23 protein-coding genes are annotated in these 24643 nt (G+C 61.9%); 11 read left to right on the top strand and 12 right to left on the bottom strand.

Annotation, left to right across the window (positions count from 1 at the left end; translation table 11 throughout):
• Positions 1-181: 181 nt before the first annotated feature.
• Both HYG81_RS24295 and HYG81_RS24290 read left to right on the top strand, forming a co-directional pair.
• The gene (locus HYG81_RS24295) at positions 182-865 is read left to right on the top strand and encodes a hypothetical protein (protein WP_180842240.1); all 684 of its coding nucleotides are present in this window, start codon (positions 182-184) and stop codon (positions 863-865) included.
• 75 nt (positions 866-940) lie between these two features.
• Positions 941-1363 (top strand): JAB/MPN domain protein-containing protein, encoded by a 423-nt coding sequence (locus HYG81_RS24290; RefSeq protein WP_180842239.1) that lies wholly within the window; start codon positions 941-943, stop codon positions 1361-1363.
• Between the two features lie 121 nt (positions 1364-1484).
• On the opposite strand, the gene HYG81_RS45370 is transcribed toward HYG81_RS24290, so the two are convergent.
• Both HYG81_RS45370 and HYG81_RS24285 read right to left on the bottom strand, forming a co-directional pair.
• Positions 1485-1607 carry a hypothetical protein gene (locus HYG81_RS45370; RefSeq protein WP_255647675.1) on the bottom strand — a complete coding sequence of 41 codons (123 nt, stop codon included), beginning with the start codon at positions 1605-1607 and terminating at the stop codon, positions 1485-1487.
• 158 nt (positions 1608-1765) lie between these two features.
• Entirely contained in the window at positions 1766-1975 is a 210-nt protein-coding gene (locus tag HYG81_RS24285) for a ribbon-helix-helix domain-containing protein (protein ID WP_006179895.1), read from the bottom strand.
• A 238-nt stretch (positions 1976-2213) separates the two neighbouring features.
• Between HYG81_RS24285 and HYG81_RS24280 the strand changes: the two genes are divergently transcribed.
• Positions 2214-2543 carry a DUF5789 family protein gene (locus HYG81_RS24280; protein ID WP_180842238.1) on the top strand — a complete coding sequence of 110 codons (330 nt, stop codon included), beginning with the start codon at positions 2214-2216 and terminating at the stop codon, positions 2541-2543.
• Between the two features lie 298 nt (positions 2544-2841).
• Here the strand turns inward: HYG81_RS24280 and aglJ are convergent, their stop codons facing one another.
• Together aglJ and aglM are read right to left on the bottom strand one after the other, a co-directional pair.
• On the bottom strand, positions 2842-3849 hold the full coding sequence (gene aglJ, locus HYG81_RS24275; protein ID WP_180842237.1) for an S-layer glycoprotein N-glycosyltransferase AglJ: 1008 nt from the start codon (positions 3847-3849) through the stop codon (positions 2842-2844).
• 93 nt (positions 3850-3942) lie between these two features.
• Positions 3943-5232 carry a UDP-glucose 6-dehydrogenase AglM gene (aglM, locus tag HYG81_RS24270; protein ID WP_180842236.1) on the bottom strand — a complete coding sequence of 430 codons (1290 nt, stop codon included), beginning with the start codon at positions 5230-5232 and terminating at the stop codon, positions 3943-3945.
• Between the two features lie 187 nt (positions 5233-5419).
• Here aglM and HYG81_RS24265 point away from each other — a divergent pair, with 187 nt between their 5' ends.
• A complete protein-coding gene (locus tag HYG81_RS24265; RefSeq protein ID WP_180842235.1) occupies positions 5420-5983 on the top strand; it encodes an OB-like fold-containing membrane protein in 564 nt (187 codons plus the stop codon).
• On the top strand, positions 5967-6500 hold the full coding sequence (locus HYG81_RS24260) for a metal-dependent hydrolase (RefSeq protein ID WP_180842975.1): 534 nt from the start codon (positions 5967-5969) through the stop codon (positions 6498-6500). Before HYG81_RS24265 ends, HYG81_RS24260 begins: the two co-directional genes overlap by 17 nt.
• Before the next feature lie 48 nt (positions 6501-6548).
• Here the strand turns inward: HYG81_RS24260 and HYG81_RS24255 are convergent, their stop codons facing one another.
• Positions 6549-8561: a hypothetical protein gene (locus HYG81_RS24255; RefSeq protein ID WP_180842234.1), complete on the bottom strand. Its 2013-nt coding sequence runs from the start codon at positions 8559-8561 to the stop codon at positions 6549-6551.
• A gap of 307 nt (positions 8562-8868) precedes the next feature.
• Here HYG81_RS24255 and HYG81_RS24250 point away from each other — a divergent pair, with 307 nt between their 5' ends.
• Positions 8869-10035: a sugar phosphate nucleotidyltransferase gene (locus HYG81_RS24250; RefSeq protein WP_180842233.1), complete on the top strand. Its 1167-nt coding sequence runs from the start codon at positions 8869-8871 to the stop codon at positions 10033-10035.
• Position 10036: 1 nt separating this feature from the next.
• Positions 10037-11842 carry a glutamine--fructose-6-phosphate transaminase (isomerizing) gene (gene glmS, locus HYG81_RS24245; protein ID WP_180842232.1) on the top strand — a complete coding sequence of 602 codons (1806 nt, stop codon included), beginning with the start codon at positions 10037-10039 and terminating at the stop codon, positions 11840-11842.
• A 10-nt stretch (positions 11843-11852) separates the two neighbouring features.
• Here glmS and HYG81_RS45365 read toward each other — a convergent pair whose 3' ends face one another.
• Positions 11853-11981, bottom strand: a complete 129-nt coding sequence (locus tag HYG81_RS45365) for a hypothetical protein (protein WP_255647674.1) — start codon at positions 11979-11981, stop codon at positions 11853-11855.
• A 349-nt stretch (positions 11982-12330) separates the two neighbouring features.
• Between HYG81_RS45365 and HYG81_RS24240 the strand changes: the two genes are divergently transcribed.
• The 4 genes from HYG81_RS24240 to HYG81_RS24225 all read left to right on the top strand — a co-directional run bounded on the left by HYG81_RS24240 (position 12331) and on the right by HYG81_RS24225 (position 16512).
• The gene (locus tag HYG81_RS24240; RefSeq protein ID WP_180842231.1) at positions 12331-13584 is read left to right on the top strand and encodes an NAD-dependent epimerase/dehydratase family protein; all 1254 of its coding nucleotides are present in this window, start codon (positions 12331-12333) and stop codon (positions 13582-13584) included.
• Between the two features lies 1 nt (position 13585).
• Entirely contained in the window at positions 13586-14539 is a 954-nt protein-coding gene (locus HYG81_RS24235; protein WP_180842974.1) for an NAD-dependent epimerase/dehydratase family protein, read from the top strand.
• Entirely contained in the window at positions 14536-15525 is a 990-nt protein-coding gene (locus HYG81_RS24230; protein ID WP_180842230.1) for an NAD-dependent epimerase/dehydratase family protein, read from the top strand. Before HYG81_RS24235 ends, HYG81_RS24230 begins: the two co-directional genes overlap by 4 nt.
• A gap of 129 nt (positions 15526-15654) precedes the next feature.
• Positions 15655-16512: a TrmB family transcriptional regulator gene (locus HYG81_RS24225; protein WP_180842229.1), complete on the top strand. Its 858-nt coding sequence runs from the start codon at positions 15655-15657 to the stop codon at positions 16510-16512.
• 64 nt (positions 16513-16576) lie between these two features.
• On the opposite strand, the gene aglF is transcribed toward HYG81_RS24225, so the two are convergent.
• The 6 genes from aglF to HYG81_RS24195 all read right to left on the bottom strand — a co-directional run bounded on the left by aglF (position 16577) and on the right by HYG81_RS24195 (position 24643).
• Positions 16577-17308: a UTP--glucose-1-phosphate uridylyltransferase AglF gene (gene aglF / locus HYG81_RS24220; RefSeq protein WP_180842228.1), complete on the bottom strand. Its 732-nt coding sequence runs from the start codon at positions 17306-17308 to the stop codon at positions 16577-16579.
• A gap of 141 nt (positions 17309-17449) precedes the next feature.
• Positions 17450-18865, bottom strand: a complete 1416-nt coding sequence (locus HYG81_RS24215; RefSeq protein WP_180842227.1) for an oligosaccharide flippase family protein — start codon at positions 18863-18865, stop codon at positions 17450-17452.
• A 160-nt stretch (positions 18866-19025) separates the two neighbouring features.
• Positions 19026-20891 carry an asparagine synthase-related protein gene (locus HYG81_RS24210; protein ID WP_226376036.1) on the bottom strand — a complete coding sequence of 622 codons (1866 nt, stop codon included), beginning with the start codon at positions 20889-20891 and terminating at the stop codon, positions 19026-19028.
• A gap of 92 nt (positions 20892-20983) precedes the next feature.
• Positions 20984-22048: a PLP-dependent cysteine synthase family protein gene (locus HYG81_RS24205; protein ID WP_180842225.1), complete on the bottom strand. Its 1065-nt coding sequence runs from the start codon at positions 22046-22048 to the stop codon at positions 20984-20986.
• A 278-nt stretch (positions 22049-22326) separates the two neighbouring features.
• Positions 22327-23283 carry a glycosyltransferase family 2 protein gene (locus HYG81_RS24200; RefSeq protein WP_180842224.1) on the bottom strand — a complete coding sequence of 319 codons (957 nt, stop codon included), beginning with the start codon at positions 23281-23283 and terminating at the stop codon, positions 22327-22329.
• Position 23284: 1 nt separating this feature from the next.
• Positions 23285-24643, bottom strand: a complete 1359-nt coding sequence (locus HYG81_RS24195; RefSeq protein ID WP_180842223.1) for a sulfatase family protein — start codon at positions 24641-24643, stop codon at positions 23285-23287.

Here is a 24643-nt window from a genome sequence, read left to right as displayed (position 1 = left end):
AGAGGCATATATGTGGGCTCGCTGCGGGCGCTCGCGGCGGAGCGTTGCCGACTGTCTCGGACAGTCGCTTACCTGTAGACGGGCGCACTCGAGCGTGGACGGACACTGGAGCACGGACGAACGCTCGAGTGCGGGCCTCGGTCGCCGAGGTTTATAGACCGACGACTCGTAGGATGGCGGTATGACTTCACGCGCCGACGAGCGTGCGACCGAGTTCCGCGAGATCGATCGCTTCGAGGACGGCATCGGCTGGATCGCCCACCCCGACGAACGGATGCAACGCGCCAGCCACGCCCTCGCGGTCGACGGCGACGTCTGGGTGATCGACCCGGTCGACGCCGAGGGGATCGACGAGCTGTTCGCCGAGTTCGGCGACGTGACCGGCGTCGTCGTCACGCTCGACCGGCACAAGCGCGACGCGGCCGCGGTCGCGAACCGCCACGACGTCCCCGTCTACCTGCCCGAATTCTTCGACGGCGTCACCGACGAGATCGACGCCGCGGTCGCCCGCTTCGACGACGAACTCTCCGATACCGGGATCCGCGCCATCACGGTGGTCGACAACCGCTTCTGGCAGGAAGTCGCGCTCTACAACCCGGCCGACGGGACGCTCGTCGTCCCCGAAACCGTCGGGACGGTCGCGTTCTTCCGGGCCGGCGACGAGGAACTCGGCGTCCATCCGATGTTGCGACTGAACCCACCGCGGACGGCCCTCCGCGGCGTCGCACCCGAGCGCGTGCTCGTCGGCCACGGCGCTGGCGTAATGGCGGACGCCGCGCGCGTCCTCGAGACCGCACTCGCCAACTCCCGAAAGGGTGCGCCACGGCTGTACGCCACGACGGTCTGGGAACTGCTTCCCGTCTAATATGTCGGAAACGGAGCGAAACGGGGTTCGCTCGTTGGGCATAGATCTAAACTTCCAGCCACCCAAAGGTGCCTTGTGGTCTACGTAACTCGCGCCCTCGTCGACGTCCTGCTGGATCTGGCGAGCGACGCCGACCCCGACGACGTGACGACCGGCGTTTCGGTCACGCCTGCGAGCGAACTCGAGGGTGCCGACGGGCTCCCGCCCGAGACGCCGGTCTTCACCGACTTCTTCCTCCCGAATCCCGGCAATCCCGTCACCGCCGTCTTCGGGGTCGATCTCTCCACGCCCGCCCGACAGGCGCAGGGCCGGTTCGTCTCCCACCCCGTCGGCGAACTCGAGGTGACCCAGCGAGACGACCTCGCCGAAGTCGTCTTCGTCGCCGTCCCACCGTGGAACGTCGACGACCGGTCGTTCGGCGCGTTCGATCGGAGCGGCGAGCGCCACACCCTCGAGATCATCGACGCCTCGCCGCCGGGGCAGTCACTAACGGACTGAGCGATATCGTCGGACGCGAGGAGAACACATCGGCCGCGCAGCCGTCGTAACGCGTTGTCAGTGCAGTAACTCCCGTCCAGTCTTGCCGTATCGCGGGCCCGAAAAAAGCGAACCTGTGGTGTCACTCTCCGGCCGACACCGGCACCTCTCCGTCACCGATGATTCGGTCGATGATGCGGCCGGGGTTCCGATCGCGTCCATCGTCGTCACTGTCGTTGGCTGGGAAATCCGGGATGTGAGGCATGTCTCTCCCCGTGAGCAACTAGCCGTCTCGAGGCGGAAAAACGCTACCCCGACCCCTCGAGCGGTGGTCGGCTGCGGTCCGACAGGGGACGCTCGAAGCGGGGCGTCCCGGATTGTCTGGGTCGCTCAGGACCGGGCAGTTCACTCGATTCGGATGGCTTACTCGAGATAGCCCAGTCCGCGGAGCTGTTCGGTGATCTCTTCGAACTCGGCTTCGGTGAGTTCGCCCTCTTTCTGGTGCTGGATGACGATGCTTCGCAGCAGGAATCGGACGAGGTCGCTCGTGCTCTGGAAACTCGTTCCCTCGATGGTGTCCTCGACGCGGTCCGCGAGATCCTTCGGGATCGATACCGTGGTATATTCGGTCATACGCCATACTCCGTCGCGGGCCCCAAATGCGTGTCGACAGGTCGTTGGTTGAGACGGGGGTTCCGTAGCTACTGGCCGCGGACAGTTGTTCGCGGCTATCGGTCTGGGGGCTCTCGGTTGGTAGCGGCTCTCAGTTGGTAGTGGCTCTCGAGTAATACTCACTGACCGGTGACACTCCAGTTTCGTCTCCACATCCACAGCCATTTTTATACCCGGCTCCGTAGCGAGAGGTATAGGTATGGGAGTCAGGCCACCATCGAGCGGAGACGACGAGGAACCCGACAGTATCGAGTTCGGCATCGCGGCCGTCGACGCTCATCTCAGGAGTGCTGACCTCTCCTTTCCGGCTACGAAAGACGACGTCAGGGAAGCGATCGGCCAGGAGCGCATCCCCTACGACGTTCACGGGAACGACGTGCCGCTGAGCGAGATGCTCGAGAGAGTCCCGGCACAACAGTTCGACTCGCGCCAGGAGCTGTTGAACGCGCTCCACCAGCCCTTCGAGGAGTACCGTCGAAACAACTCGAACGGGGTCGTCGCTCAGTTCCGCTCGCTATTGCCCTTCTGAGTTCTATATTGCGATCCTTTCAGCTGTCCCCGGTAGATTCAGACTCGATGTAGAAACGACGATGACGAGCGTCCTGCTATCGTGGCAGCAGGGAATCGCCACGCCCTCCCCAACCGATTCGCTCGGTCATTCTTCCCTCGCTCATCCCTCGCACGGCATCGACGGCCATCCTCACTGTCGCTCGGACGGCCGACAGCGTGCCACCGCATAGCGGTTGATCGGTTGAAGGTGATAAATGGATCTCCGGGGTTGGCTGAGTAGACCGCGACGCTCTTTGGCCTGTTCACGACTCCGGCCGTCACTCGTCGTTCGACTCTCGAGCGATCCGCTCGAGTCGCCGCCGCTGCTCGCGGTGGAGGGTCACGAGCATGTCCGAGAGGACGCCGAACATCAGCAGTTGGACGCCCAGGAGGATGGCGGCCGCCGAGACGAGGGCGATGACTTCGTGGCTCTGGTTGTACTGGACCCACTCCCAGAGGACGTAGACTGCAATGAGACTGCCCGAGAGGATACCGGCGACCCCGAGACTGCCGAAGTAGAACAGCGGGTTGTTGGTCTTGGCCAGCGAGTACAGCGTCAGGAGAATCGTCCCGCCGTCTTTGACCGGGTGGAGGTTGGTCTCGGACTCGTCGGGCCGGGCGCTGTAACCGACCGGGACGACCGTCGTCTCGACCCCGTGTTTGACGCACTCGACGGCGAGTTCCGTTTCGATCGTGAACCCGTCGGAGTCGAGCGAGAGCCGCTCGAAGGAGTCGACGGTGAACGCGCGGTAGCCCGAGAGAATGTCCTCGTAGTTGGCGCCGTGGACGAAGCCGAACGCGCGGTTGATCATTCGGTTGCCGAAGCCGTTCAACGCACGCATCGCGTCGTCGTCCATCTCGGCGAAGCGGTTGCCGATCACGTGCTCGTACCCCCGCGAGAGCGGTTCGACCATTTTGTCGGCGTCGGCCGGATCGTAGGTCCCGTCGCCGTCGACCATCAACACGTACGGAACGGTGATGTACTCGAGGGCCTCGCGGACGGCCTGGCCCTTTCCGTCACCCGACTGGACCAATACCTCGGCACCGTGGTCTCGAGCGATTTCGCGAGTGTCGTCAGTAGAGTTGCCGTCGACGACGACGACCTTCGTGTACCCCTGCTCGTAGAAGCCCTCGATCACGTCGCCGATCGTGGCCGCTTCGTCGAGCGTCGGGATGAGAACGCAGACGTCGTCGGGTGAGACCTCGCGGGTTTCCTCGGTTACGGCGACGGTCTCGCCGCCGTCCGAGAGGGGGCTCGTGCCCGTCCGAACCGCGTCGTCTTCCATTTGACAGTACTCCCCCACCGAACTGCAAAAGGCTACTGATTGATTACTGCCGAGTTTCCCTCAGATGCGCGCTATGCCGCGGTTATCGACTCGTTACCAGGTCAGTCCCTCGTAGACCTCGAGCGCATCCGTGTCGATATCGATCCGCCGTCCGTCGACAACCACGGTGCGGGCCATTCCCTCGAAGGAGCGGTCGTCAAACTCGGGCCAGTCGGTCGCGACGACGGCTCCGTCGGCCCCCTCGAGCGCGCTGTCGGCCGAATCGGCGTACTCGATCTCGGGGTAGTCGGGCCGAACGTTCTCGATCGCGACCGGATCGTAGGCGACGACAGCCGCGCCGCGATCCCGGAGGTGCTCGATCACGTCCAGCGCGCGGGACTTGCGCACGTCGTCGGTCCCGGGCTTGAACGAGAGTCCGAGGACCGCGATGCGAGCCCCCTCGAGAGCGACGTGATTCTCGAGCAGATCCACGAGTCGACGCGGCTGTGCATCGTTGACCGTGACGACCGCGTCGAGCAGTTCGGGGTCGTACCCCTGCTCGCGAGCGCCGGCGCGCAGCGCGTTGACGTCCTTGGGGAAACAGGAGCCGCCCCAGCCGAGCCCCGAGCGCATGAACCGCTCGGAGATTCGGTCGTCGAGTCCGACCGCCTCGAGCACCTCGTAGGCGTCCGCGCCGTACTCCCTGGCGATATTGCCGAGTTCGTTGACCAGCGAGACCTTCGACGCGAGGAAGGCGTTGTTCGCGTACTTGATGAGCTCGGCCTCGCGGACGTCGGTCTCGACGAGGTCCGTCTCATCGCGCTCCAGGACGGGCGCGTACAGCTCTCGGAGGGTCGCAGCGGCCCCCTCGCTCGCAGTCCCGAAGACGACCTTGTCCGGCTCGAGGAAGTCCTCGACCGCGGTACTCATCCGGAGGAACTCGGGGTTCATCGCGAGCTCGAGGCCGTCGCCGATTTCCGTTCCGGATTCGGCCTCGAGGACCGGCCCGACGACGTCTTCAGTTGTGCCGGGCAGGACCGTGCTCTTGACGACCACGAGGTGCTCGTCGTCCTTATCGGCGAGCGCGCGGCCGAGCGATTCCGCACCGGCCTGCATGATCGCGAGATCGAGACTGCCGTCCTCGGACTGGGGCGTGGGCAGACAGAGAAATGTAACGTCCGTGTCGCGGACCGCGTCGTAGTCCGTCGTCGCGCGGAGGGTCGTGCCCGCGTGGTCGGCGATTCGTTCCTCGAGGCCCGACTCGTGGATCGGGGCCTCGCCGGCGTTTATCGTCTCAACGATGGACTCGTCGATCTCGATGTTGACCACGTCGTGGCCGATATCCGCGAGACAGGCGGCGATCGTAGTGCCGACGTAGCCGCTGCCGACGATGGAGACGTTCATAGGATGTGAGACGAGCGGTGGACGTTAGACGTTTTTGGGTTCGAGCGGACCCGTACTCGGCTCAGTTCGTCGACTCGCCTCGTCCCAGCCGTCGATTTCGCGCGATTGAACATACCAACTGAATCCGATCGGTGACCGTCACGAACACGAAACCTATTCGTGCAGTCCGGGACCACCCTAGAGAGGCATGCAGGAACCTTTCGGCCAACGCGGCCGTGTCGCCGCGGGCGTCGTCCTCCTCGCCGTTCTGGCCGTACTCGTGCTATGGGCGGGTGCGGTTCCCTCCGACCTGATGACGAGCGGCTATCCGGACGAAGTCGAGGTGACACCGAACCGCGAGGCCTACGTGGGCGAGCAGGTCGTCCTCGGCGGTCGAATCGTCGATACGGACCCCGTCGTCATCGCGACTCGCGCCAACGGCTATGGCAGATTCACCCTCGTAAACGCAGAAGAAGGACTCCAGAACTCGGACGTGTCCCTCGAGCAGGGCGATCGCGTGAGCGCGTTCGGAACCCTCGAGAACGAGTCGACTCTCGTCGTCGACCGCACGACGGTCGGCGACACGGCCGGGACAGCGTACATGCTGCTCGTCTCGTTCCTCAGCGGACTCTGGGTTATCAGTCGGTTCGTCCGCGACTGGCGATTCGATCTCGACCGACTCGCGTTCGTCCGGCGGGACGGTCCGCTCTCGCTCCGAGACGTGATCCCTGGGACTCGAGGAGACACGAGTGGCGGTGATCACGGTGCCTGATGTCCTCACCCACGTCCTCGCCGGCTACGTCATCGGGACGCTCCTGTCGATTCGGTACGAACGGGTGCGGCGAGCACACGTGACGCTCGTAATGGTCGGTGCGCTCTCGCCCGACTTCACGAAGATCGACCTCTTCTTCCCGGACGAGTTCGTCAGCTATCTGCTCGGCATCCCCTTCTCGTGGGCACCGTTACACGTTCTCGGCGGGACGATCGTCGTGACCCTCTTCGGCTCGCTTCTGCTCGCACCCGAGTACCGCCGGGACGCAATCGTGCTCGTCGCGATCGGCGCGGCATCACACCACGTCCTCGATCTGGGCCTCATGACGTCGACGGGGTACTCCTACGCCGCGTTCTGGCCGTTGACCGAGTATCGACCGCCGGCGGGCGGGCTCTACCTGAGTACCGATCGCTGGCCGGCGCTCGTTTCCGGACTGTGTGCGGTACTCGTCTGGGCAGCCAAGCGACGGGTCGGTGTGGGGCGAAGCGAGGAGTCGGCGTCGCTCGAGCAACAGTAAATCCGTGTTTTCCATCAAAACTGCGGGTCGACTCGAGTTCCGACTCGGTCACTCCGATATCGAGTACTCGAGGGAGAATATCTTCGCTTCGCCGGGTTGCTCGTCCAGTAGCTCGGCCGCGTAAGACGGGGTATGGAACGTAGCACTTCCAGCGTACGGCATCGCGTAGGCCGTCTCGACGGACACATTTCCGTCGTCCGCCAACTCGAGCCCGGCCTCACCGAGGAACCGATCCCGCTCGAGCCCGTAGCAGATAGCGAGCGAGTCCGTCGACGCGACGAAGCCGACATCCGCCAGGGTTCGCGCGGTGCCGTCTCGATCGAGAATCGACGGGACGGCGGACGACTCCGCCAGTCCCGAGCCGCTCACCCAGAGGTCGAAGCGGGCAGACGGATCAACGTCCTCCCGCTCCTCGAACGACGCGAGTCGGTCGATCAGCTGAACGTGATCGGGGTGGCGTAATCGCTCGAGTGACGAGCCGTCCGTCTCGGAAACGGGGATCGTGACTCGTCGCCGTTCATTCGGAACTAACGCGGTTCCCTCGGTCGTTCGTCCGAGACTGAACTCCTCGAGCGGCGCGTCCCCGCGAGCCAACGCTGCGGCTTCCCGCTCGCTCACGTAGGAATCCGGCTCGCAGGGCATGACGGACGCCGACCGCAGGTCGGCGCTGGAACTTTCGTCGGCCGTCTCGATGCGGCATTCGAGCGAGTCTCCCTCGAGGAACCGGTCGCGATCCAGCGCACGAAAGACGGTCGCCCAGTGGGTGGCCTCGCTCCCATCGGGGTAGTCGCCGTCCGCGTAGCCACCGAAGTCGCCAATATACTCCCACGTTCCATCAGTCGTTCGTAGCGACAACCGATGGTCGTAGAACCCGAATTCGTTTCCGATCATCCAGAGATCGAATGCGTCGTCCGCCTCGAACCCGTCTCCGGCATCGAGCGTCGCCATCGACGGATACAGGAAGCGGTCACGAGCAATCGTCAGCGTGTTGATCGAGTCGCCGTCGACCTCCGCGCCGTTGACGTTCGGAACGAACGGATCGAACCCGCTCTCGGTCGGCACGTACCCGCTCCGAATGTACCAGCCGAGGCCAGCCGCCCCGGCCTCGATCGAGGCGCGCAGATTCATCCGCATGGCCTGCTTGCTCGGGGTGTGGTTCGGGTTGATGGTGTGGCTCTGTCCGAGGTAAAAGACGGGGCGGTCTCCGAGGGCAGTCCGCGCGTTCGAGATGAGGCTGCGGACGGCTGCGTTGGTCGGTTCCGGTCCGACGTCCTTCTCGTACCAGCCCCGATAGAAGTCGACGAAACTGAAGTCGGGCATGACGTTTCGCCGCCGGAGGCCCTGCGCCAGCGAGTCGAACACCTCGGGTCGCTTCGAGTCGACGATGTACGGAAAGTGGACGAAGAGACCGACCTCGAGCGCGTCGTTCACCGCTTCGACGGCCCGCTTCTGGGCGTCGAATATCTCGGGGCCGAACTCGACGAGGTTGTCGACCGCCGCCTCGTTCCAGTCACCACCCTCGACCCACTGGCCCATGACCGGTGCTTCCTGCCAGAGGATGACTCGACCGGTATCGAACAGTTCGCCGTGCATCGACACCACCTCCCGGAGCCGTCGGAGGGACTCTTCGCGGGCATCGTCGTCGGTCACGAACGCGGGCACAGAGATGTCGTTCAGCAGCCCGACATTGAGCCAGACGTCGAGATTGAACTCGCTCGCGGTAGTCAACGCTGGTCTGAAGGTCTCTTCGAGCGAGTCCTCGCTCGAGTTACTTTCGACGAGGATCACCGCGAGGTCGTGGCGGCGCGCGAACGCGAACAGGTTCTCCCGAACCGCCTCGTCCTCCCAGAGGCCGCTGTTAAGCCAGAGGAAGTCCTCGCCGGACATCGGTGGGTCACCGGGCGGTGACTCGCCACCGGTCGACTGCTGATCTCGGAACCGGTCGAGACCGACGTATCCGCCCGCCAACCCGGCTCCGAGGACGCCGGCGGTAGCGAGGTAGCCGCGACGGGAGAGGCGAGACCTATCGAACGCGGTTTCGTTTGGCGAATTGTCAACCATAGTTTCGTGTCTGTGAGCCCGTCGGTGGATCGGAACTCCGATTTCCGTAGCCGGACCTATCGATGTCTCCCCGCTTGATGGTTCGGCCAGCAGTGGCCACACCGGTCGGCGATGCTCGAACTCGAGCCGGCAGCGCGGCGCGAGCGAAGCAGGCGATTGACCCACCGAACTGTGACGTTCGATCGGATGGAAAAGGCTGACTGAGAGATGGGTGGAATCGTTTTCGAGCTGTTTCGGAGCGTCGTTTCTAGGTCAAATATCCTGTTTATCGGCACCTATTCAAGCGTTCGGGTTCCACAGATGAGGTATGAAAGACGAGAACGCGTCAGCCGTCGTCCTCGCGGCCGGCGAGGGACGGCGGCTCGAGCCGCTGACCAATCGGCGGCCGAAGCCAATGGTTCCCGTTTCGAACCGCCCGATACTCGACTACGTCGTCTCGGCGATCGCGGACGCGGGCGTCGAGCGGGTCGTGCTGGTCGTCGGCTATCAACAGGAGCGGATCAGGAACTACTTCGGCGACGGTGACGATTGGGGGATCGAGATCGAGTACGTCGTCCAGGAGAATCAGCTCGGAACCGCCCACGCCATTTTACAGGCCGAGTCGGCGGTTACGGGGTCGTTCCTCGTGCTGAACGGCGATCGGCTCGTCGAGTCGTCGCTCGTCGAGCGAGTCCGGAGCGAAATCGAGAGCGGTGCTGGGCCGGTGATGGCAGTCACGCGAACCGACCGCGCGAGCGACTACGGGGTCGTCTCGTTGGACGGCGGTCGCGTCACCGGAATCACCGAGAAGCCGGGTGGACCGGTCACCGCCGAAGTGATCAATGCCGGCGTGTACGGATTCGACGAATCGATCTTCGACGCGATTCGAGAGACGCCGACCGAGCGCGGCGAACTGGCGATCACGACGACGCTCGAACGAATCGCCGCGGACCGACCGATTCGAACCGTCCGTTATCGCGGCCTCTGGCAGGACGTCTCGCATCTCTGGGACTTGCTCGAGATCAATGCCGCCGTGATCGCCAACGTCGACGAGCGCGAATCGGAACCGCTCGACGGTGCCGTCGCCGACGACACTGCGATCGGGACCGGTGTGACGCTCGGCCGGAACGCGACTATCGGCGGTGGGACCGCGATCGGGGACAACGTGACGATCGAAGCGAACGCCGTTCTCTCGAACGCGGTCGTCTTCTCGGATGCAGTCATCGAAGCCGGTGCCGTCGTTCGCGACGCGATTATCGCCGAAAACGGAAGGGTCGGTGCCAACGCGACGATCGCGGGCGGATCGACGACGGTCGTCGTTGACGGCGAGGTCCACAACGACGTCGATCTGGGCGGCGTCGTCGGCGACAATGCGATCCTCGGAAGCGGCGTCACCGTCGCGCCCGGGACCGTGGTGGGCGACGGCGCGACCGTCGACCACGGCGTGAGCGTCGGCGGCCGAATCGAACCGGACGCGATCGTCAGGAGGGGATAACATGTGTGGAATCGTCGGGTACGTCGGCGGTGAACCCGCCGGCCCGATCGTCTACAGCGGCCTCGAGAATCTCGACTATCGCGGCTACGACTCCGCCGGAATCGCGCTCGTGGAACAGGAACTCACCATCGCGAAGCGCACAGGCGAAGTGAGCGAACTGGACGTTCCCGACGTGCCGGGTGCCACCTGCGGGATCGGTCACACCCGTTGGTCGACGCACGGTCCGCCGACCGACGAGAACGCACATCCGCACACGGGACAGGCCGGTGACGTTGCGGTGGTCCACAACGGAATCGTCGAGAATTACGAGTCCATCAAGGCGGAGTTGGCCGACGCCGGTCACGAATTCTCGAGCGACACGGACACGGAAGTCATCCCGCACCTCCTGGAGCGGGAACTCGAGAGCGGCCACGACCTGCTCTCCGGGCTCGAGCGCGTCGTCGACGCGATAGAGGGGAGCTACGCGATCGCTGCAGTGCGTGCAGGGAGCGATCGGATCGTCGCGACGCGCCACGAGAGCCCGCTGGTCGTCGGCCACGGCGACGACGCGTCGTTCCTCGCGAGCGACGTCACGGCGTTCCTCGATCGGACTCGCGACGTGACCTACCTCGAGGACGGCGATATCGCGTCGCTCGAGGCGGGCACCGTAACGGTGTATCGGGACGGCGACGTCGTCGATCACGACGTCGAGACCGTCGAGTGGGACGCCGATGCGGCGGAAAAAGGCGGGTACGAACACTACATGCGAAAGGAGATCCACGAACAGCCCGTCGCGCTCCGGCAGACGCTCTCGGGACGGATTGACATCGAACGCGGCGACGCCGACCTCGACGTCTCGTTCCCACAGGGGTATCTCGAGTCGCTCGAGGAGATCCAGCTCGTCGCCTGCGGGACGTCCTACTACGCGAGCCTGTACGCGGCGCGGTTGCTCGAGCAGTTCGCCGACGTTCGGACGACCGTGGAAATCGCGAGCGAGTACACCTTCGACGGCGGCCGAGATCCCTGGCGAACGCTCGTCATCGCCGTGACGCAGAGCGGCGAGACGGCGGACACGCTCGGTGCGATTCGTCGCGCCGGCGGAGCGGGCGCTCGAACTCTCGCGGTGACGAACACGCTCGGGAGTTCGGTGACGCGCGAAACCGAGGATTCGCTGTTCATCCGTGCTGGTCCGGAGATCGGCGTCGCGGCGACCAAGACGTTCGCTTCGCAGGTGACGACGCTCGCGCTGTTAGCGGTCGAAATCGGCCGCAAACGGGGGACGCTCGCGGCCACCGACGCTCGAGCGGTGCTCGAGAACCTCCGGGAGCTGCCGGGAGCGGTCCAGCAAGTACTCGACGAGGAAGCGCGCGTCCTCGAGGGCGCCGAACGGTTCGTCGACGCGGACGCCTTCTTCTTCGTCGGCCGACAGTTCGGCTATCCAGTCGCGCTCGAAGGGGCACTGAAATTGAAAGAGATCGCGTACGATCACGCCGAGGGATTCGCCGCGGGAGAACTGAAACACGGACCGCTGGCGCTGGTCACCGGCGAAACGCCGGTCCTATCGGTGTTGACCGAGGGCGCACGTCCGGGAGAAACGCTGAACAACGTCACGGAGGCACAGACGCGAGCGGCGCCGGCGATCGGGGTTACCGACGGGACCGTCGAGACGGACTCGCTCGATCTGGCGCTTGAGGTGTCGGAGATCGGCCACATGACGCCGCTCGTCGCGAACATCTACTTCCAGCTGTTCGCGTACCACATCGCAGACCTTCAGGGGCGATCTATCGACAAACCGCGGAACCTGGCGAAGAGCGTGACCGTCGAATGAGTACCACTAGTTACTCGTCCGATCGTTGATCGGCGAGGTGTTCCCAGATCTCGGTACAGCCGCATCCGTCGTCGACGGCCGAAAGGTGGTCTCGATCCCGGTCTTCCTCGTCGTCCGGCACGTCTCTCTCGGTGTTCATAGGGGACTCACTTTCTGAGTAACTCCAACCAGCTAATTAAGTTCTTCGGCTATTCCGGTGGGTCGATCAGCGAGTGCCGTGCAAAAGCAGTCGTTACGGGACTGTAATTGGCGTAACTCTCTCCTTTCTGCCGCTGAACGGTCCGAATTGTATCAAATAGCTGTCGAGCATCCGTTTCATCGTCATTTTCTACGGACTCACAAATGGAACTCTGGCCGTCTGGGGTGTTTCGGCGCGTCAAATCTCGGGTGAAAACTCGGATTGTTTCCTCCCTTTGCATTCGAAATGAAAAATAACCAATTATCAACGACAAAACTTTTATCTCTACTTACTCAGTATCTGAGTAACCATGACCGTATTCGTAACGGGAGCGGACGGCTACATCGGCTGGCCAACGGCGCTGCGAATCGCAACGCAGACGAACGACCGAGTCCTCCTCGTCGATAATTTTGCCAGGCGTGAATGGGTCGAGTCGGTCGGCTCGACTAGCGCCGTTCCGGTCACCGATATTGACGAGCGAATCGCCGCCGCCGAAGAAGTTCACGGCCTCACCAACCTCTCGTTCGTCGAGGGTGACCTGACAGACAAGGAGACCGTCGACCGTCTGCTGTCGATCCACGAACCGGAGACGATCATCCACACCGCCGCACAGCCGTCAGCGCCCTATTCCCAGATCAACGGGGAGCGAGCGAACTACACCCAGCACAACAACCTCCAGGCGACGCGCAACCTGCTGTGGGGGCTCGAGGAACACGACCTGACCGACACCCACTTCATCGAGACGACGACGACCGGCGTCTACGGCGCGCCGGAGTTCCCGATCCCCGAAGGCGGAGCGACGATGGAGAATCAGGGCGAGCGCGACGAGGTCCCGTTCCCCGCAATGGCCGGGAGCTGGTACCACCTGACGAAGTCCCACGACGCGGCCAACATGCGGCTCGCACACAAACAGTTCGGCATTCCGATTTCGGACGTTCGGACGGCAATCGCGTACGGGACCGAAACCGAGGAGACGGCCGCAGATCCGCGTCTGGCGACCCGCTTCGACTTCGATTACTACTTCGGCGTCGTCGCTCACCGCTTCTGCGCGCAGGCCGTCGCCGGCTACCCGATGACCGTCTACGGGCGAGGCGAGCAGCGCAAACCATTCGTCGCGCTCGAGGACGCGGTCGAAGGACTGGCGCAGCTGGCCCTCGCCGATCCCGAGACGAGGCCCGACGATCACACCGTCTACAATCAGGTGACGCGATCGATCAGTATCGTCGAAATCGCGGAAACGATCGCCGACGTCGCCGACGAGTTCGATCTCGACGTCGACGTCAAACACTTCGAGAACCCCCGTGAAGAGGACGAAACGCACAAGATGGAGATCGAGAACGACCGGTACGCCGACCTGATCGGCGGGCAGTCGACCACGTTCGAGGAGGGAGTCAGGGAAGTTCTCGGCACGCTGGTCGACTATCGAGAGACGGTCGAAGCGCACGAAGATCGGTTCCTTCCCGGCGTGTTGGTCGACGACGAAAACGACGACACGGTCGTCGAATTCGACGACGACGATTCGTCCGAAGCGGCCCACTCCTCTGCGACTCCAGAGGATGAGTGACATGCGCATCCTCGTGACGGGCGGCTGCGGGTACATCGGGAGCGAACTCGTTCCGCTGTTGCTCGAGGACGAGCGAGTCGACGAGATCGTCGTCCTCGATTCGCTCGCGTCCGGCTCTCCCGCGAACCTCCGCGGGTGTCTCGACGAAACGCTGCGATTCCGCCGCGGCGACGTTCGCGAGTACGGCGACGTCGAGAGCGCGATGCGCGGCGTCGACAGCGTGATCCACCTGGCGGCGATCACCGGTGCGGGGTCGACGCACGACCGCCGCGACGAGACGTTCGCGATCAACCGCGGCGGGACGGAGAACGTGCTTACCGCCGCCGGTAAGCTCGACGTCGATTCCGTCGTGTTCGCGTCGTCGTGTAACAACTACGGCCGGGCGGCCAGTACGAATATCGACGAGGAGACCGAACCGGACCCGCTCAACCCGTACGCGGAATCGAAGGTCGAGTCCGAAGGGCTGCTCACCGACGCGATGGACGACTACGACTTCGACGGAACCGCGCTGCGCATGAGTACGAATTACGGCTGGGCGCCGGGCGTCCGGTTCAATCTGGTCGTGAATCACTTCGTCTTCCGCGGCCTGACCGACCGCCCGCTGACGGTGTACGGCGACGGCAACAACTGGCGGCCGTTCATCCACGTCGAGGATGCGGCACGGGCGTACGCAGACGCCGCGCTCGTGCCCGAGTCGTGGCCGCAAACGGTCTACAACGTGGGGTCGAACGACGAGAACTATCGAATCGCCGAAATCGCCGAAATCGTCCGCGACGAACTCGACCGCGAACTCGAGATCACGTACCTCGAAGACGAACATCCCGGCCCGTCGTACCACGTGAACTTCGATCGGCTGGGCGAGACGGGATTCGAACCCGAGTGGACGCTCCGGCGCGGCGTCCGCCAACTCGCGGATCGATTGCAGCGAACTCGAACGGAGGTGCTCGAAGCGTGACCGGATCGGAGACCGCTCGCGACGCACCGACGATCGCAATCACCGGCGCTGCCGGGTATATCGGCAGTCGCGTCGTCCACCGACTCCAGACGGAACATCCCGAGTGGGACCTGATCGCACTCGACAACCAGTACCGCGGACAGGTCGAGTCGGTCGGCGAGACGGACATCGCCCACGTCGACATCCGAAACAGGCAACGGCTCGAGGACTGCCTCGAGGGAGCGGACGTCGTGCTGCACCTGGCGGCGATCAGCGGGGTCGACGACTGCGACGAAAATGCCGAGCTGGCCTACGAGGTCAACGTCACGGGGACGAACAACGTCGCCTGGTTCTGTCGGAAGAACGGAGCGGCGCTCACGTTCCCGTTCAGTATGGCCGTCCTCGGCGATCCCGAGACGTTCCCGATCACCGCGGACCTCCCCCGGGACCCGTTCAACTGGTACGGCCGGACGAAGCTCCTCGGCGAACGGGCGATCGAATCGTTCGCCGACGGCTCGTTTCCCGCCCACCTGTTACTGAAGTCGAACCTCTACGGCGACCACGTCGTCGGCGAAACGGTCGTCTCCAAGCCGACCGTGATCAACTTCTTCGTCGATCGAGCGACGTCCGGCGAGGCGCTGACGGTCTACGAACCCGGAACCCAGTCCAGAAACTTCGTTCACGTCAAAGACGTAGCCAGATCCTACGTTCGGAGCACGGAACGACTGCTCGAGCAACTGGCCGACGGCGAAACGGGCACCGAGACGTACGAGATCGCGGGTACCGAAGATCCGTCCGTGATGTCGGTCGCGGAGACGGTTCAGGAACTCGCCCGCGACGAACTCGGCGTCTCTATCGACGTCGAACTCGTCGAGAACCCCCGAAGCGCCGAGACGCTGGTTGAAGACTTCGCGGTCGACACCTCGAAAGCGAACGAGGTACTCGGATGGGAGGCGCGTCACACGGTTGCGGAGTCGGTTCGCGAACTGCTACGACGGAACGCGTAGATCCGCCGTACCCGTCGGAGAGCGCTCCCCACGCACGCAGACGGTACGAGCGCTGAGATGCCGAGCGCCAGACGCTGCGGGCGCTGCGACCACTTGGGTTTACGGTGTTCCGCTGCCAATCTGCGGGCGATGGGTACCCGAACCGGTTCGACGGACCTACTTCAGCAATTGGACCTGAAGGAGTACGAGGCGACGGCGCTCGCCCACCTCCTGAGCGCCGGCCGGACGACCGCGCCGAACGTCTCCGAAGCGACCGGCATCCCCAAAGCGCGGGTCTACGGCGTCCTCGATTCGTTGGCCGATTACGGATTCATCAAGGTAATTCCCGGCCGACCGAAGCAGTACCAGCCGAAATCCCCCGAGGAGATCCTCGAGCGGGCGAAGGAGAACCGACGACAACAGTACGAGGACTACTGCAACGAGGTCGAGGAGTTACAGGACGAGTTCCTGGAGGAGTTCGGTCCGCTATACGAGCAGGCGGACGAGGAGGTGACGCCGATGTCGGAGCTGTTTTCGGTCGTCGACGTCGGCGGCCCGAGCGAGACTGAGACCAGAGCGCTCTATCAAAACGCGTCGGAGACGGTCTCCGTCATCACGAACAGTTTCGCGTACTTCGACGACGTCGAGCCAGCCGTCTCGGACGCACTCGAGCGGGGGATCGATATTTCGGTCCTGTTTCTCGACCCGCGGAATCTCCCGGCCGAGAAGGCGGCAGTGCAGGCGGACATCGTCGACCGGATCGCGACCGACTATCCGTCCGTCGACTACCGGTTTAGCGAAACGGTGCTGCCCTGGCGCGGTACCTTCATCGATCCGAGTATGGACTACGATTCGGGCAAGGCGATTTTTCTGGTCGAGGAGACCGACGTTCCCAACCACCGGCGGCAGGCCGCAATTACGGAGAACGGGTCGTTCGTCGCCGGGATGAAACGGTACTTCGACTTGATCTGGGAGTACGAGAGCCTCGAAACGCGGCCCTCGATCTGAGCGACGCGACGCGCCGTCTCGCCGTCCGGGATCGCGTTTCGTCGTTTGCAGCGATCCGTGTCAGTTAGTCTCGATCCGATTCCGTTTCTGCGACCAGCCGATCTTCGGCCCTATCGCGGTCCTCCGGGTAGCCAACGTCGACGCGCCAGCCGTCCATGCGGATCGCGTCGATAGTCCGCCCGGACTGGATGAGTAGATCGATTGCGTCCGGCAGTTCGTACTCACCACGGTCGCTCGGCTGGACGAGGTGACACGCGTGGAATATCGCGGGCGTGAACGTGTAAAATCCGGTCATCACGAGGTTCGACGGTGGGTCGTCGGGTTTCTCCATTACCTCGACGATCTCACCGTACTCATTCGTGTCGAGAACGCCGTACCTCGAGGCTTCCTCGTACGGGACTTCTTCGACGAGGAACGCTGCGTCCGCACGGTCCTCGCGCTGCCGGTTGACGACGTCGCCGAGATTGGCGCGAAAGATGTTGTCCCCGAGCATGAGCATAAAGTCGTCGTCAATGTGGGGCTCCGCCTGCAGGATCGCGTGGGCGAGCCCGAGTTGCTCGCGTTGGTGTGCGTACATAATCGGAACGTTCCGATACTCGTCGTCGTACCGTTCGATGATCTTCTCCTTGCGATAGCCGACGACGACGATGAACTCCGTCGCACCGATTTCGATCAGGTTATCGAAGACGTCTTCGATGAGCGGCGTCCCGTCGACCTCGACGAGCACCTTCGGTTTCTCTTCGGTGAGGGGACGGAGACGAGTTCCTTCACCCGCGGCGAGAACGACGGCTTGCATATCCTCGTCTATTCGCCCGTCCGCTAATGAATGACCGGGGTGTCAGGGAGTCCATTCATCCTGACCTGGTGTCCTCCCGTCTAGTAGGGACCACATACGGCGGACGCCGGTTAGGGGTCAGACACGTTCGTTTCGAGCGAACTACGAGCCGCCGTACTCTATCGGCAAGTTGCGAACCACCGTCGTCCGGAAGCGCCCGGAAAGGAGGAACAGCGATGCAAAGTACGTGACCGCCCCGACAGCAACCAGAATCACAGCCGTCACTTCGCTCGGCTCGAGAAACAGCCGTCCGCTCCCGACCATGACAGCCATCGGGCCCGCAGCGAGGACCTGTATCGAGACTTCTCGGATCGGGAACGAGACGGTGATGAAGCGAGTGAGCACCCGGTATCCGATCGCGACCGTTACCAGCGCGGAAACCGCCGTCGCGACCGCAGCACCGACCCAGCCGTACACGGACACGAGCGCGAAGTTGAGCGAGATGTTCGTTACGAAAAAGACCGCGTTTATACGGAACGCGAGATCGGGCCTGTCGAGACCGTTGAGCGCGTTCAGGAACTGTTCGCCGTACGCATAGGCGAGCCGCGACGCGACGAGTATCACGAGCACGGTGTGTCCGACGCTGAACTCGGAGCCGTAGATCCGGAGGACGAAATCGCCGATGAGGACGCTCCCGATCAAGCCGGGAATGAGAAACAGACCGGCGTACGCGAACGCGTCGTCGAGCAAGCTGACGACTCGGTCGCGGTCGTCGTTCGCAACGCTACTGATTTCGGGAAATAGCGTCTGCTGGATCGCGAGGCTGAAAATCGCGAGCAGCGACGCGAGATTCCATGAAATTTCGTAGACCCCAATGAGATCGGGAGCGACGAACACGCCGAGTACGAGCGTGTCCATCGACGAGAACGTACGCGAACTCAATCTCCCGAGCCACGAGTATCGGGCGTAGTCGAACAGGCTCCAAACGTGGCGGCGCGCGGGGCGGTCCCACTTCCAAGTGACGAACACCGCACCGACGACCCCCGCGATCACGCTCGCGAGCGCGTAGCTGGTCAGGAGACCGATCAGTCCGAAGCCGAGCAAAACGGCGGTGATCTGCAGTGCGCTCCGCGAGAACGTGTCCACGGGTTGGAGCGCGCCGGAGATATGAACTCGATGCTGCCCTTGCAGCGCTCCCGAGACGAACATGAACAGTACTGTCGCGAGGAGCACGACGGCGATCGGAAGCGCTACGGCTCGCCCGATGTAGGCGTTGACGAGATCGCGCCCGAGAAACAGCCCGACGAGAAGGACCGCATAGAGGCCGAGAAAAAGTCCTGTCCCGGCAGCAAGGTATGCTCCGGGTTCCTCGCCCTCGCTCAGACGTTTCGTGAGTGCCGACTGGACGCCGCCGAACATGACGACTTTCGCCCAGATCACGATCGCGACGACGAGAAAATACGTCCCCAACACGCCCGCACCCAGCGTGCGAGCGAGATAAATCGTCGCGATGAAACCGAATACCGAGGATGCGATCTGGGACGCGAAATTAATGAACGAGATTTGACCTAGCTTCATACTATCATCTATCGTCGTGATCGTCTATCTCACCAATGGACGCTCGTGAAAAAACGTTATCGAACGTGAGTTCGATGCGTTCTCCTCGAGCGTGCCAGCCTACTGACGACTGATGGTCGAATCGAGTGACTAGACGAGATAGTGTCATCAATAGTCGCGATTACTGAAATGTCATGCGATCGTTTTTCACGGGATACGAGTTACAGAGTGAGAGCAACGCATATAGGTCGAAGTAGTTATTCTCCCCTTCGAGGTGGCGTTGATACAGCGTTTCGATCTTCTCCCTGTCGATAATAGCCGGATACTGTTCGGAACACTCACCGTTCAACAGGTACGACTCGGCTATATCTGTCTCCCTGAGTACCGCGGCGTTGTCGCTCCACGAGCCGCCGCCAGATCCGGAACCGGGAACGATATTATTCTTGAAGCTCCGCCACAGCTCTGCGACGCTGTACACCGTTCGCGGGTACGTTAACGGAAGTCCGATCCCCGCTTTCGGAATCTCTGCAAGGGGACGATTCCGGTTTGTGAGGGTGCGGTTGACGATACTGCGTCGGGCGTGGTGCCGGTGCGGAACGGATAGCGAGAAGTCGATCACCCGATTGTCCAGAAACGGATAGTGCGTTGGCAACATCTGATTCGCCGTGTAATACGTGAAGTACGCCTTATTATTGGTTATCGGATAAAATCCACCAGCGTGCGCTAACGCATCGATCGACGGATATTTCACGCCGTGGTGAACGACGCCATCATCCGATTCGGTCATGTACTCACGTAACACCGCCTCGGGAGATTTGTCGAGCGTCACGTACTCCGGTTGCGTATTCGTCGACGGCCCTCGATTATACTGATAATCGTTGACGATGTACTCGGCGTACGAGCCAACGCTCTCGACGGGTTCGAGAATCGGTAACGGAATTGTCCATCCCAGGTGAGGGACGGGGACCTCTCGCGTCGGTAAATAAAACCCCTCCAGTATCGTGTCCGCTGTGTGGCCGGAAAACACGGCGTCGACCTCGTTGGTGAGTTCGTCTTCGAACCCCGCAAAGTGCGCCTGGTCGAAGAACGACTGGAAGAGCTGAAAGTCCGCGACCCGCTCGAGCACATCCGTTAGATAGTCCGGTTCTCGCTGCAGGAATCTGAAATCGACGCCCGCCGTTTCACATGCTTCCCGTGCAATTTCGGCCTCAGTGTTTATCGAATCGTTCAGATGATATCCCGTGACGTCGTCGGCCAACAGGGACAGGAGCAGTCTCGAGTCGCTCCCGCCGCTGACGAAGAGGCCTTCGTCCGCCGACGGATCGCTCCGCTCTTCTACGCTCCGTTGGATGATCGAGGAGAATTCCTGAACGAGCTCATTGTACGGTCGATCCGTGGGTCGATACTGCGGCACCCAGTACCGCTCGAGCGAGGTCGATCCGTCCTCGAGATCGACTGTAAGCGTCGAGCCCGGATGGAGTTGATGTACGCCCTCAAACGGCGTATAGATGCCGAACGTTCGCTCGAGTTTGAGAAATTCCGACAGGAGTTCGTCGTCGACTGACGGCTCGAAAGCAGGATGTGCCAGGATACTATTTAGGTGGGTCGAAAAGAGGACAGAGTCGTCGAGTTCATCGGTGACGTAGATCGGTCGCGCACCGAGTCGGTCTGTGAACAGTGTTGCCTTCGTTCGATCTTGGTCGAGAATCACTCCCGCAAATTCGCTGTTCAGACCCTCGATGAACGACGGCCCGTGCGACTCTAGCAAGGATGCACAATACGTCGCATCCGATGTCTCTTGGTTACCCCGCGGCGTGTAGCCCGTCGAATCCTCGAACCCGATGACATCTCCCCAGATCCACAGCAACTGCTCTCCGCCAGTCGGTTCTGGTTGATGTGCGTCGGATTCACGATGGACCGAGTGGAATATCTGGGCGGTATCGTCTCGGAAAATGGCCCCGTTCTCGTCCTCGGACCATTCGATGGTGTGACTGACTGCGTCGATATTGTGTTGAGGATCACCCAGTATCCCACAGAGGCCGACCATGTTCACATCGTTACTTGAACGGAGAGAAAAGAATACCGACTATTCGAGCGAGAGGGATCGAACTGCGCCGGTATCCGAACTCGACTTTCTGTTCACCGATACTCCGTTGAATAGCCGTGCTCCTGCATCCACGTGTCGTCGAATATCGTGTCAAAGTACTGCTCTCCTCCATCGCAGCCGATCACCGCGATGCACGCATTCGGCTGCTCGGTTGTAATATCACGAGCGACAGCTAATGCCGCTCCGGACGACCCACCGACGAGTATCCCGCAATCAGCGGCAGCACGTCGAGCCTGAACGAATGCTCGTTCGTCACTGACACTCTGCACCTCGTCCACGTACTCGAACCACATAGTCGGTAGCTCGTGACCCTTCCCGAGTCCCTCGACATCAGTATCATACGTCCCAGAATCGGTTCCGTAAAATGAAGCGGAAATATTCGATTGCTCGGCGTCAACGCCGATAATGCGTACGTCCGAATCCTGCTCTGTTACGTATTTTCCTATACCGGATAGCGTACCGCCGGTCCCCATCGGACAGACAATGTGTGTCAGATCACCTCCCGTCTGATCCCACAGTTCTGGACCGGTCCACTTGGAGTGAACTGTCGGGTTTAGCTGATTCGAATACTGGTCTAACCAAATACCGTCCCGTTCTTCTGCGATGCGTTTTGCCGTCTTCCGATAGTGCTGTTCGTGGTCGGAATCGACGTTCGGACACTCAACGATTTCACTGCCGAACGATCGAACATAGCCGATTTTCTGCGAACTCGTTCCAGCAGGGGTTGTCAGTACGCTATCGTAGCCCAACCGATTCGTAACTAACGACACGGCACCGGCAGTATTCCCTGACGAGGCTTCGACAATAATATCAACATCTGCCAGTTCTCCGTCGTCTTCTAACTCGCGAATGATGCCAAGGGCGATACGATCCTTCATTGAACCGGTCGGGTTGTCGGACTCCAGTTTGAGAAGGATATCCGCACCGTTCGTCGGTTCGGGGTACTCGATGAGCGGTGTTCTCCCGATACGGGCTAATATCGGATCGTCAGTTGGATAGGGGGAACTACGTCTCTTAGCCGCCCCTTCCTGGTTTTTCACACAACCTCCGTTACTGGAAGCGTAGCCACCAGATGTATCTCCTTCATTCTCAGTCATAAATATCCCTCTGAGATCCCAAGCGAGTTGCTCTCTGTCACGCCTCTTGGAAGTGATGCAGCGACATACTTGGCGTGAAATCTGAGCGACGTCGTGTACTCGAGCATGAGACACTTCCAGCTCGTAAAAGCTGTTTCTGTCTGTCGCATTTACCGTATTTATGACTGCAGGCGGTTTAACTAATTTGACGAGAACTTGACCTGTGATATATATTTAATGTGCGGTGTGAACCGTCGAAGGATGAACTCGAGCCGGAAAGTGGTGCAACGTGCTCTAAGTCAACCTTGCATGGAAGAGAGCAACCGTTTCGCTCGATCGAAGGCGATTCTTGCTGGGTCGCCACCGACGGCGATCGCGGCGTAGAGGAAGAACCGCGGATCGAAGGGATACAGTGTGATCGCGCGCAGGAGGAACTGGCGCGCCGTCGCGTACTGACCGGCCGGGAGCGCGTACCATGCGCCGATCCGGAACGCGGCCCAGGCGAGCATTTTGCGTTCGAACAGTCCACCGTACGCCGCCGCTCGAGGGCGGTGTTTCCAGAGGAATCGAGGATAGGTCTCCTCGATAAGCGACTCGAGGTCGTCGGTGATTCGGTCGTGCGTTCCCGCGTAGTTCGTGACGAGCGGGTCGGAAATCGGTTGGACGGTCCAGTCCTCCGAAATACGGATGTACCAGTCCAGATCCTGCCAGCTCGGAAACGCCTCGTCGAGGGGGCCGGCGTCGGCGGCCGCTGCGGACCGAACCATCACGCAGGAGAACGAGCCGATAGCGTTCCGACACAGGAGCTGTCGCGTCACGTCACCGGCGACCGACGCGTCGGTTGTTCGGAGGACCGTTCCGTCGTCATCGACAAGTCGAAGCGCGGTGTATACCAGTCCGAGATCAGTAGACGCCCGCTGAAAGGCATCTACCTGCCGGGTTACCTTCGACGGACACCACTCGTCATCGTCGTCGAGAAACGCGAGGAATTCGCCCGATGCTTCACGGATACCCGTATTACGGGCTGCGTTCGCGCCGCGATTGTCGTCGTGTCTGATGACGGTGACTTCGTACGGGAGTTCCTCGCGAACTGGCGCGACGACGTCCGTGGCAGGTGTCTCCGATCCGTCGTCGACGACGATGACCTCGAGGTGCTCGTAGGTCTGGTCGGCGACGCTCTCGAGGGACCGCACCAACCGTTCGGGTCTATTGTACGTCGGGACGATAACACTCACCAGCGGCGTTCGATCGCTCATTTTACTCTTTGTAGCCGAGGTCGCGTAATCGGTCTTTGACCGCCTCTTCCATCTCCACCTCACCGAGATCGGTCGCTGTTTCCTCGATAGCCCGTTCGTGATCGTCTATCACGTCCCGTGCGTGCTCGAGGATCTCTGGTTCGGTGTCGACGATGCTCTCCCGTTCCTCGGGATCGGTCGTCAGGTCATAGAGTTCCTCGCCATCGCCGGTCCGAATGTACTTCCACTCGTGGTCGCGGTAGGAGAAGCGACGCTCGCCCGTATTCGTGTTGGCCCAATCGCCGATGAGGTGTTCCCGGGACCACCCGTCACCGTCGAACAGAGAGCGTAAATTCTCCCCGCAGAAGTTCGACGGCGGCTCGAGTCCCGCGCGCTCGACGAGCGTCGGCGCGATATCGAGCAGGCCGACGAGTTCGTCGTGGCTGCCACCGGATCCGGTTTCATCGTCGTACAACAGAGGAACGTGGAGCACCTCGTCATAGAAGGTCGCATAATGGCTGAACTGGCCGTGATCGAGGAACTCCTCGCCGTGGTCGGCCGTGACGAGCGTGGTAGCACCGTCCCACGATTCTCGAACCGTTTCGACCAACCGCCCGATCTGTTCGTCAGTAAAGCGGATTTCCGCGTCGTAGAGGTCGATAATGTCGTCGAGTTCTCCCTGAGTGACCTCGTCGGGGGATTCGATCATCTTGCGTCGGAGCTTTATCGCTCGTCGATCGCTGATCGGCTCATCGCGGAACGCCCGCTGGTGACGCTCTGGCGGGACATACGGATGGTGTACGTCCATGTAGTGGACCCAGAGAAATCGCGGGCCGTCGTTCGCGACCGATTCCGCCCACTCGAGCGCGTGGTCAGTTATCTCGTCCGCGCTCACGTACGCTGATCCCACGTTCGCACCGGCGGTCCGTTCTGCGGTCTCGAATGCTTGTGCGAGCGTCTGGTAGAGCAGTCCGTCAGAGTCCAACTGGTCTTTCACGAACTGGCGAACTCGTGCGGTCGCCGACGGATCCGTCTTGGAATCGTAGAACTCGTCGAATCCGCGACCGTACCCGAAATCCGCGCTCAGATAGAGGTTCGAGTGAAACCCGGCCGTCCGATAGCCAGCGCTGTTGAACACTTCCGAGAGAAGGGTTCGTTCCTCGGAGATCCGCTCGTACCCGCCGTACATGAGTGCGTACGACGACGTGAGAATCGACGGAAACGACGGCCGAGTACTGCATGCGTGCGCGAACGCGTTGGTGCAGGTGTGTCCGTTATCCGCGAGAGCATCCAGATTCGGCGTCGTCTCCCGCTCGTATCCCTGCCAGCCGACGTGATCTGCGCGGAGGGAGTCGACAGTAACGAGAAGGATATCGTCCAT

This window comes from Natrinema zhouii, from assembly GCF_013456555.2.
Lineage (GTDB): Archaea > Halobacteriota > Halobacteria > Halobacteriales > Natrialbaceae > Natrinema > Natrinema zhouii.
This window is presented reverse-complemented; position numbering and strand designations above follow the sequence as displayed.

Bases quoted from the DNA above. Each gene is read 5' to 3' on its own strand.
- HYG81_RS24295 (WP_180842240.1), top strand. From the start codon at position 182: ATGACTTCACGCGCCGACGAGCGTGCGACCGAGTTCCGCGAGATCGAT.
- HYG81_RS45370 (WP_255647675.1), bottom strand. From the start codon at position 1,607: ATGCCTCACATCCCGGATTTCCCAGCCAACGACAGTGACGACGATGGA.
- HYG81_RS24285 (WP_006179895.1), bottom strand. From the start codon at position 1,975: ATGACCGAATATACCACGGTATCGATCCCGAAGGATCTCGCGGACCGC.
- HYG81_RS24280 (WP_180842238.1), top strand. From the start codon at position 2,214: ATGGGAGTCAGGCCACCATCGAGCGGAGACGACGAGGAACCCGACAGT.
- aglJ (WP_180842237.1), bottom strand. From the start codon at position 3,849: ATGGAAGACGACGCGGTTCGGACGGGCACGAGCCCCCTCTCGGACGGC.
- aglM (WP_180842236.1), bottom strand. From the start codon at position 5,232: ATGAACGTCTCCATCGTCGGCAGCGGCTACGTCGGCACTACGATCGCC.
- HYG81_RS24265 (WP_180842235.1), top strand. From the start codon at position 5,420: ATGCAGGAACCTTTCGGCCAACGCGGCCGTGTCGCCGCGGGCGTCGTC.
- HYG81_RS24255 (WP_180842234.1), bottom strand. From the start codon at position 8,561: ATGGTTGACAATTCGCCAAACGAAACCGCGTTCGATAGGTCTCGCCTC.
- HYG81_RS24250 (WP_180842233.1), top strand. From the start codon at position 8,869: ATGAAAGACGAGAACGCGTCAGCCGTCGTCCTCGCGGCCGGCGAGGGA.
- glmS (WP_180842232.1), top strand. From the start codon at position 10,037: ATGTGTGGAATCGTCGGGTACGTCGGCGGTGAACCCGCCGGCCCGATC.
- HYG81_RS45365 (WP_255647674.1), bottom strand. From the start codon at position 11,981: ATGAACACCGAGAGAGACGTGCCGGACGACGAGGAAGACCGGGATCGA.
- HYG81_RS24240 (WP_180842231.1), top strand. From the start codon at position 12,331: ATGACCGTATTCGTAACGGGAGCGGACGGCTACATCGGCTGGCCAACG.
- HYG81_RS24235 (WP_180842974.1), top strand. From the start codon at position 13,586: ATGCGCATCCTCGTGACGGGCGGCTGCGGGTACATCGGGAGCGAACTC.
- HYG81_RS24225 (WP_180842229.1), top strand. From the start codon at position 15,655: ATGGGTACCCGAACCGGTTCGACGGACCTACTTCAGCAATTGGACCTG.
- aglF (WP_180842228.1), bottom strand. From the start codon at position 17,308: ATGCAAGCCGTCGTTCTCGCCGCGGGTGAAGGAACTCGTCTCCGTCCC.
- HYG81_RS24215 (WP_180842227.1), bottom strand. From the start codon at position 18,865: ATGAAGCTAGGTCAAATCTCGTTCATTAATTTCGCGTCCCAGATCGCA.
- HYG81_RS24210 (WP_226376036.1), bottom strand. From the start codon at position 20,891: ATGGTCGGCCTCTGTGGGATACTGGGTGATCCTCAACACAATATCGAC.
- HYG81_RS24205 (WP_180842225.1), bottom strand. From the start codon at position 22,048: ATGACTGAGAATGAAGGAGATACATCTGGTGGCTACGCTTCCAGTAAC.
- HYG81_RS24200 (WP_180842224.1), bottom strand. From the start codon at position 23,283: ATGAGCGATCGAACGCCGCTGGTGAGTGTTATCGTCCCGACGTACAAT.
- HYG81_RS24195 (WP_180842223.1), bottom strand. From the start codon at position 24,643: ATGGACGATATCCTTCTCGTTACTGTCGACTCCCTCCGCGCAGATCAC.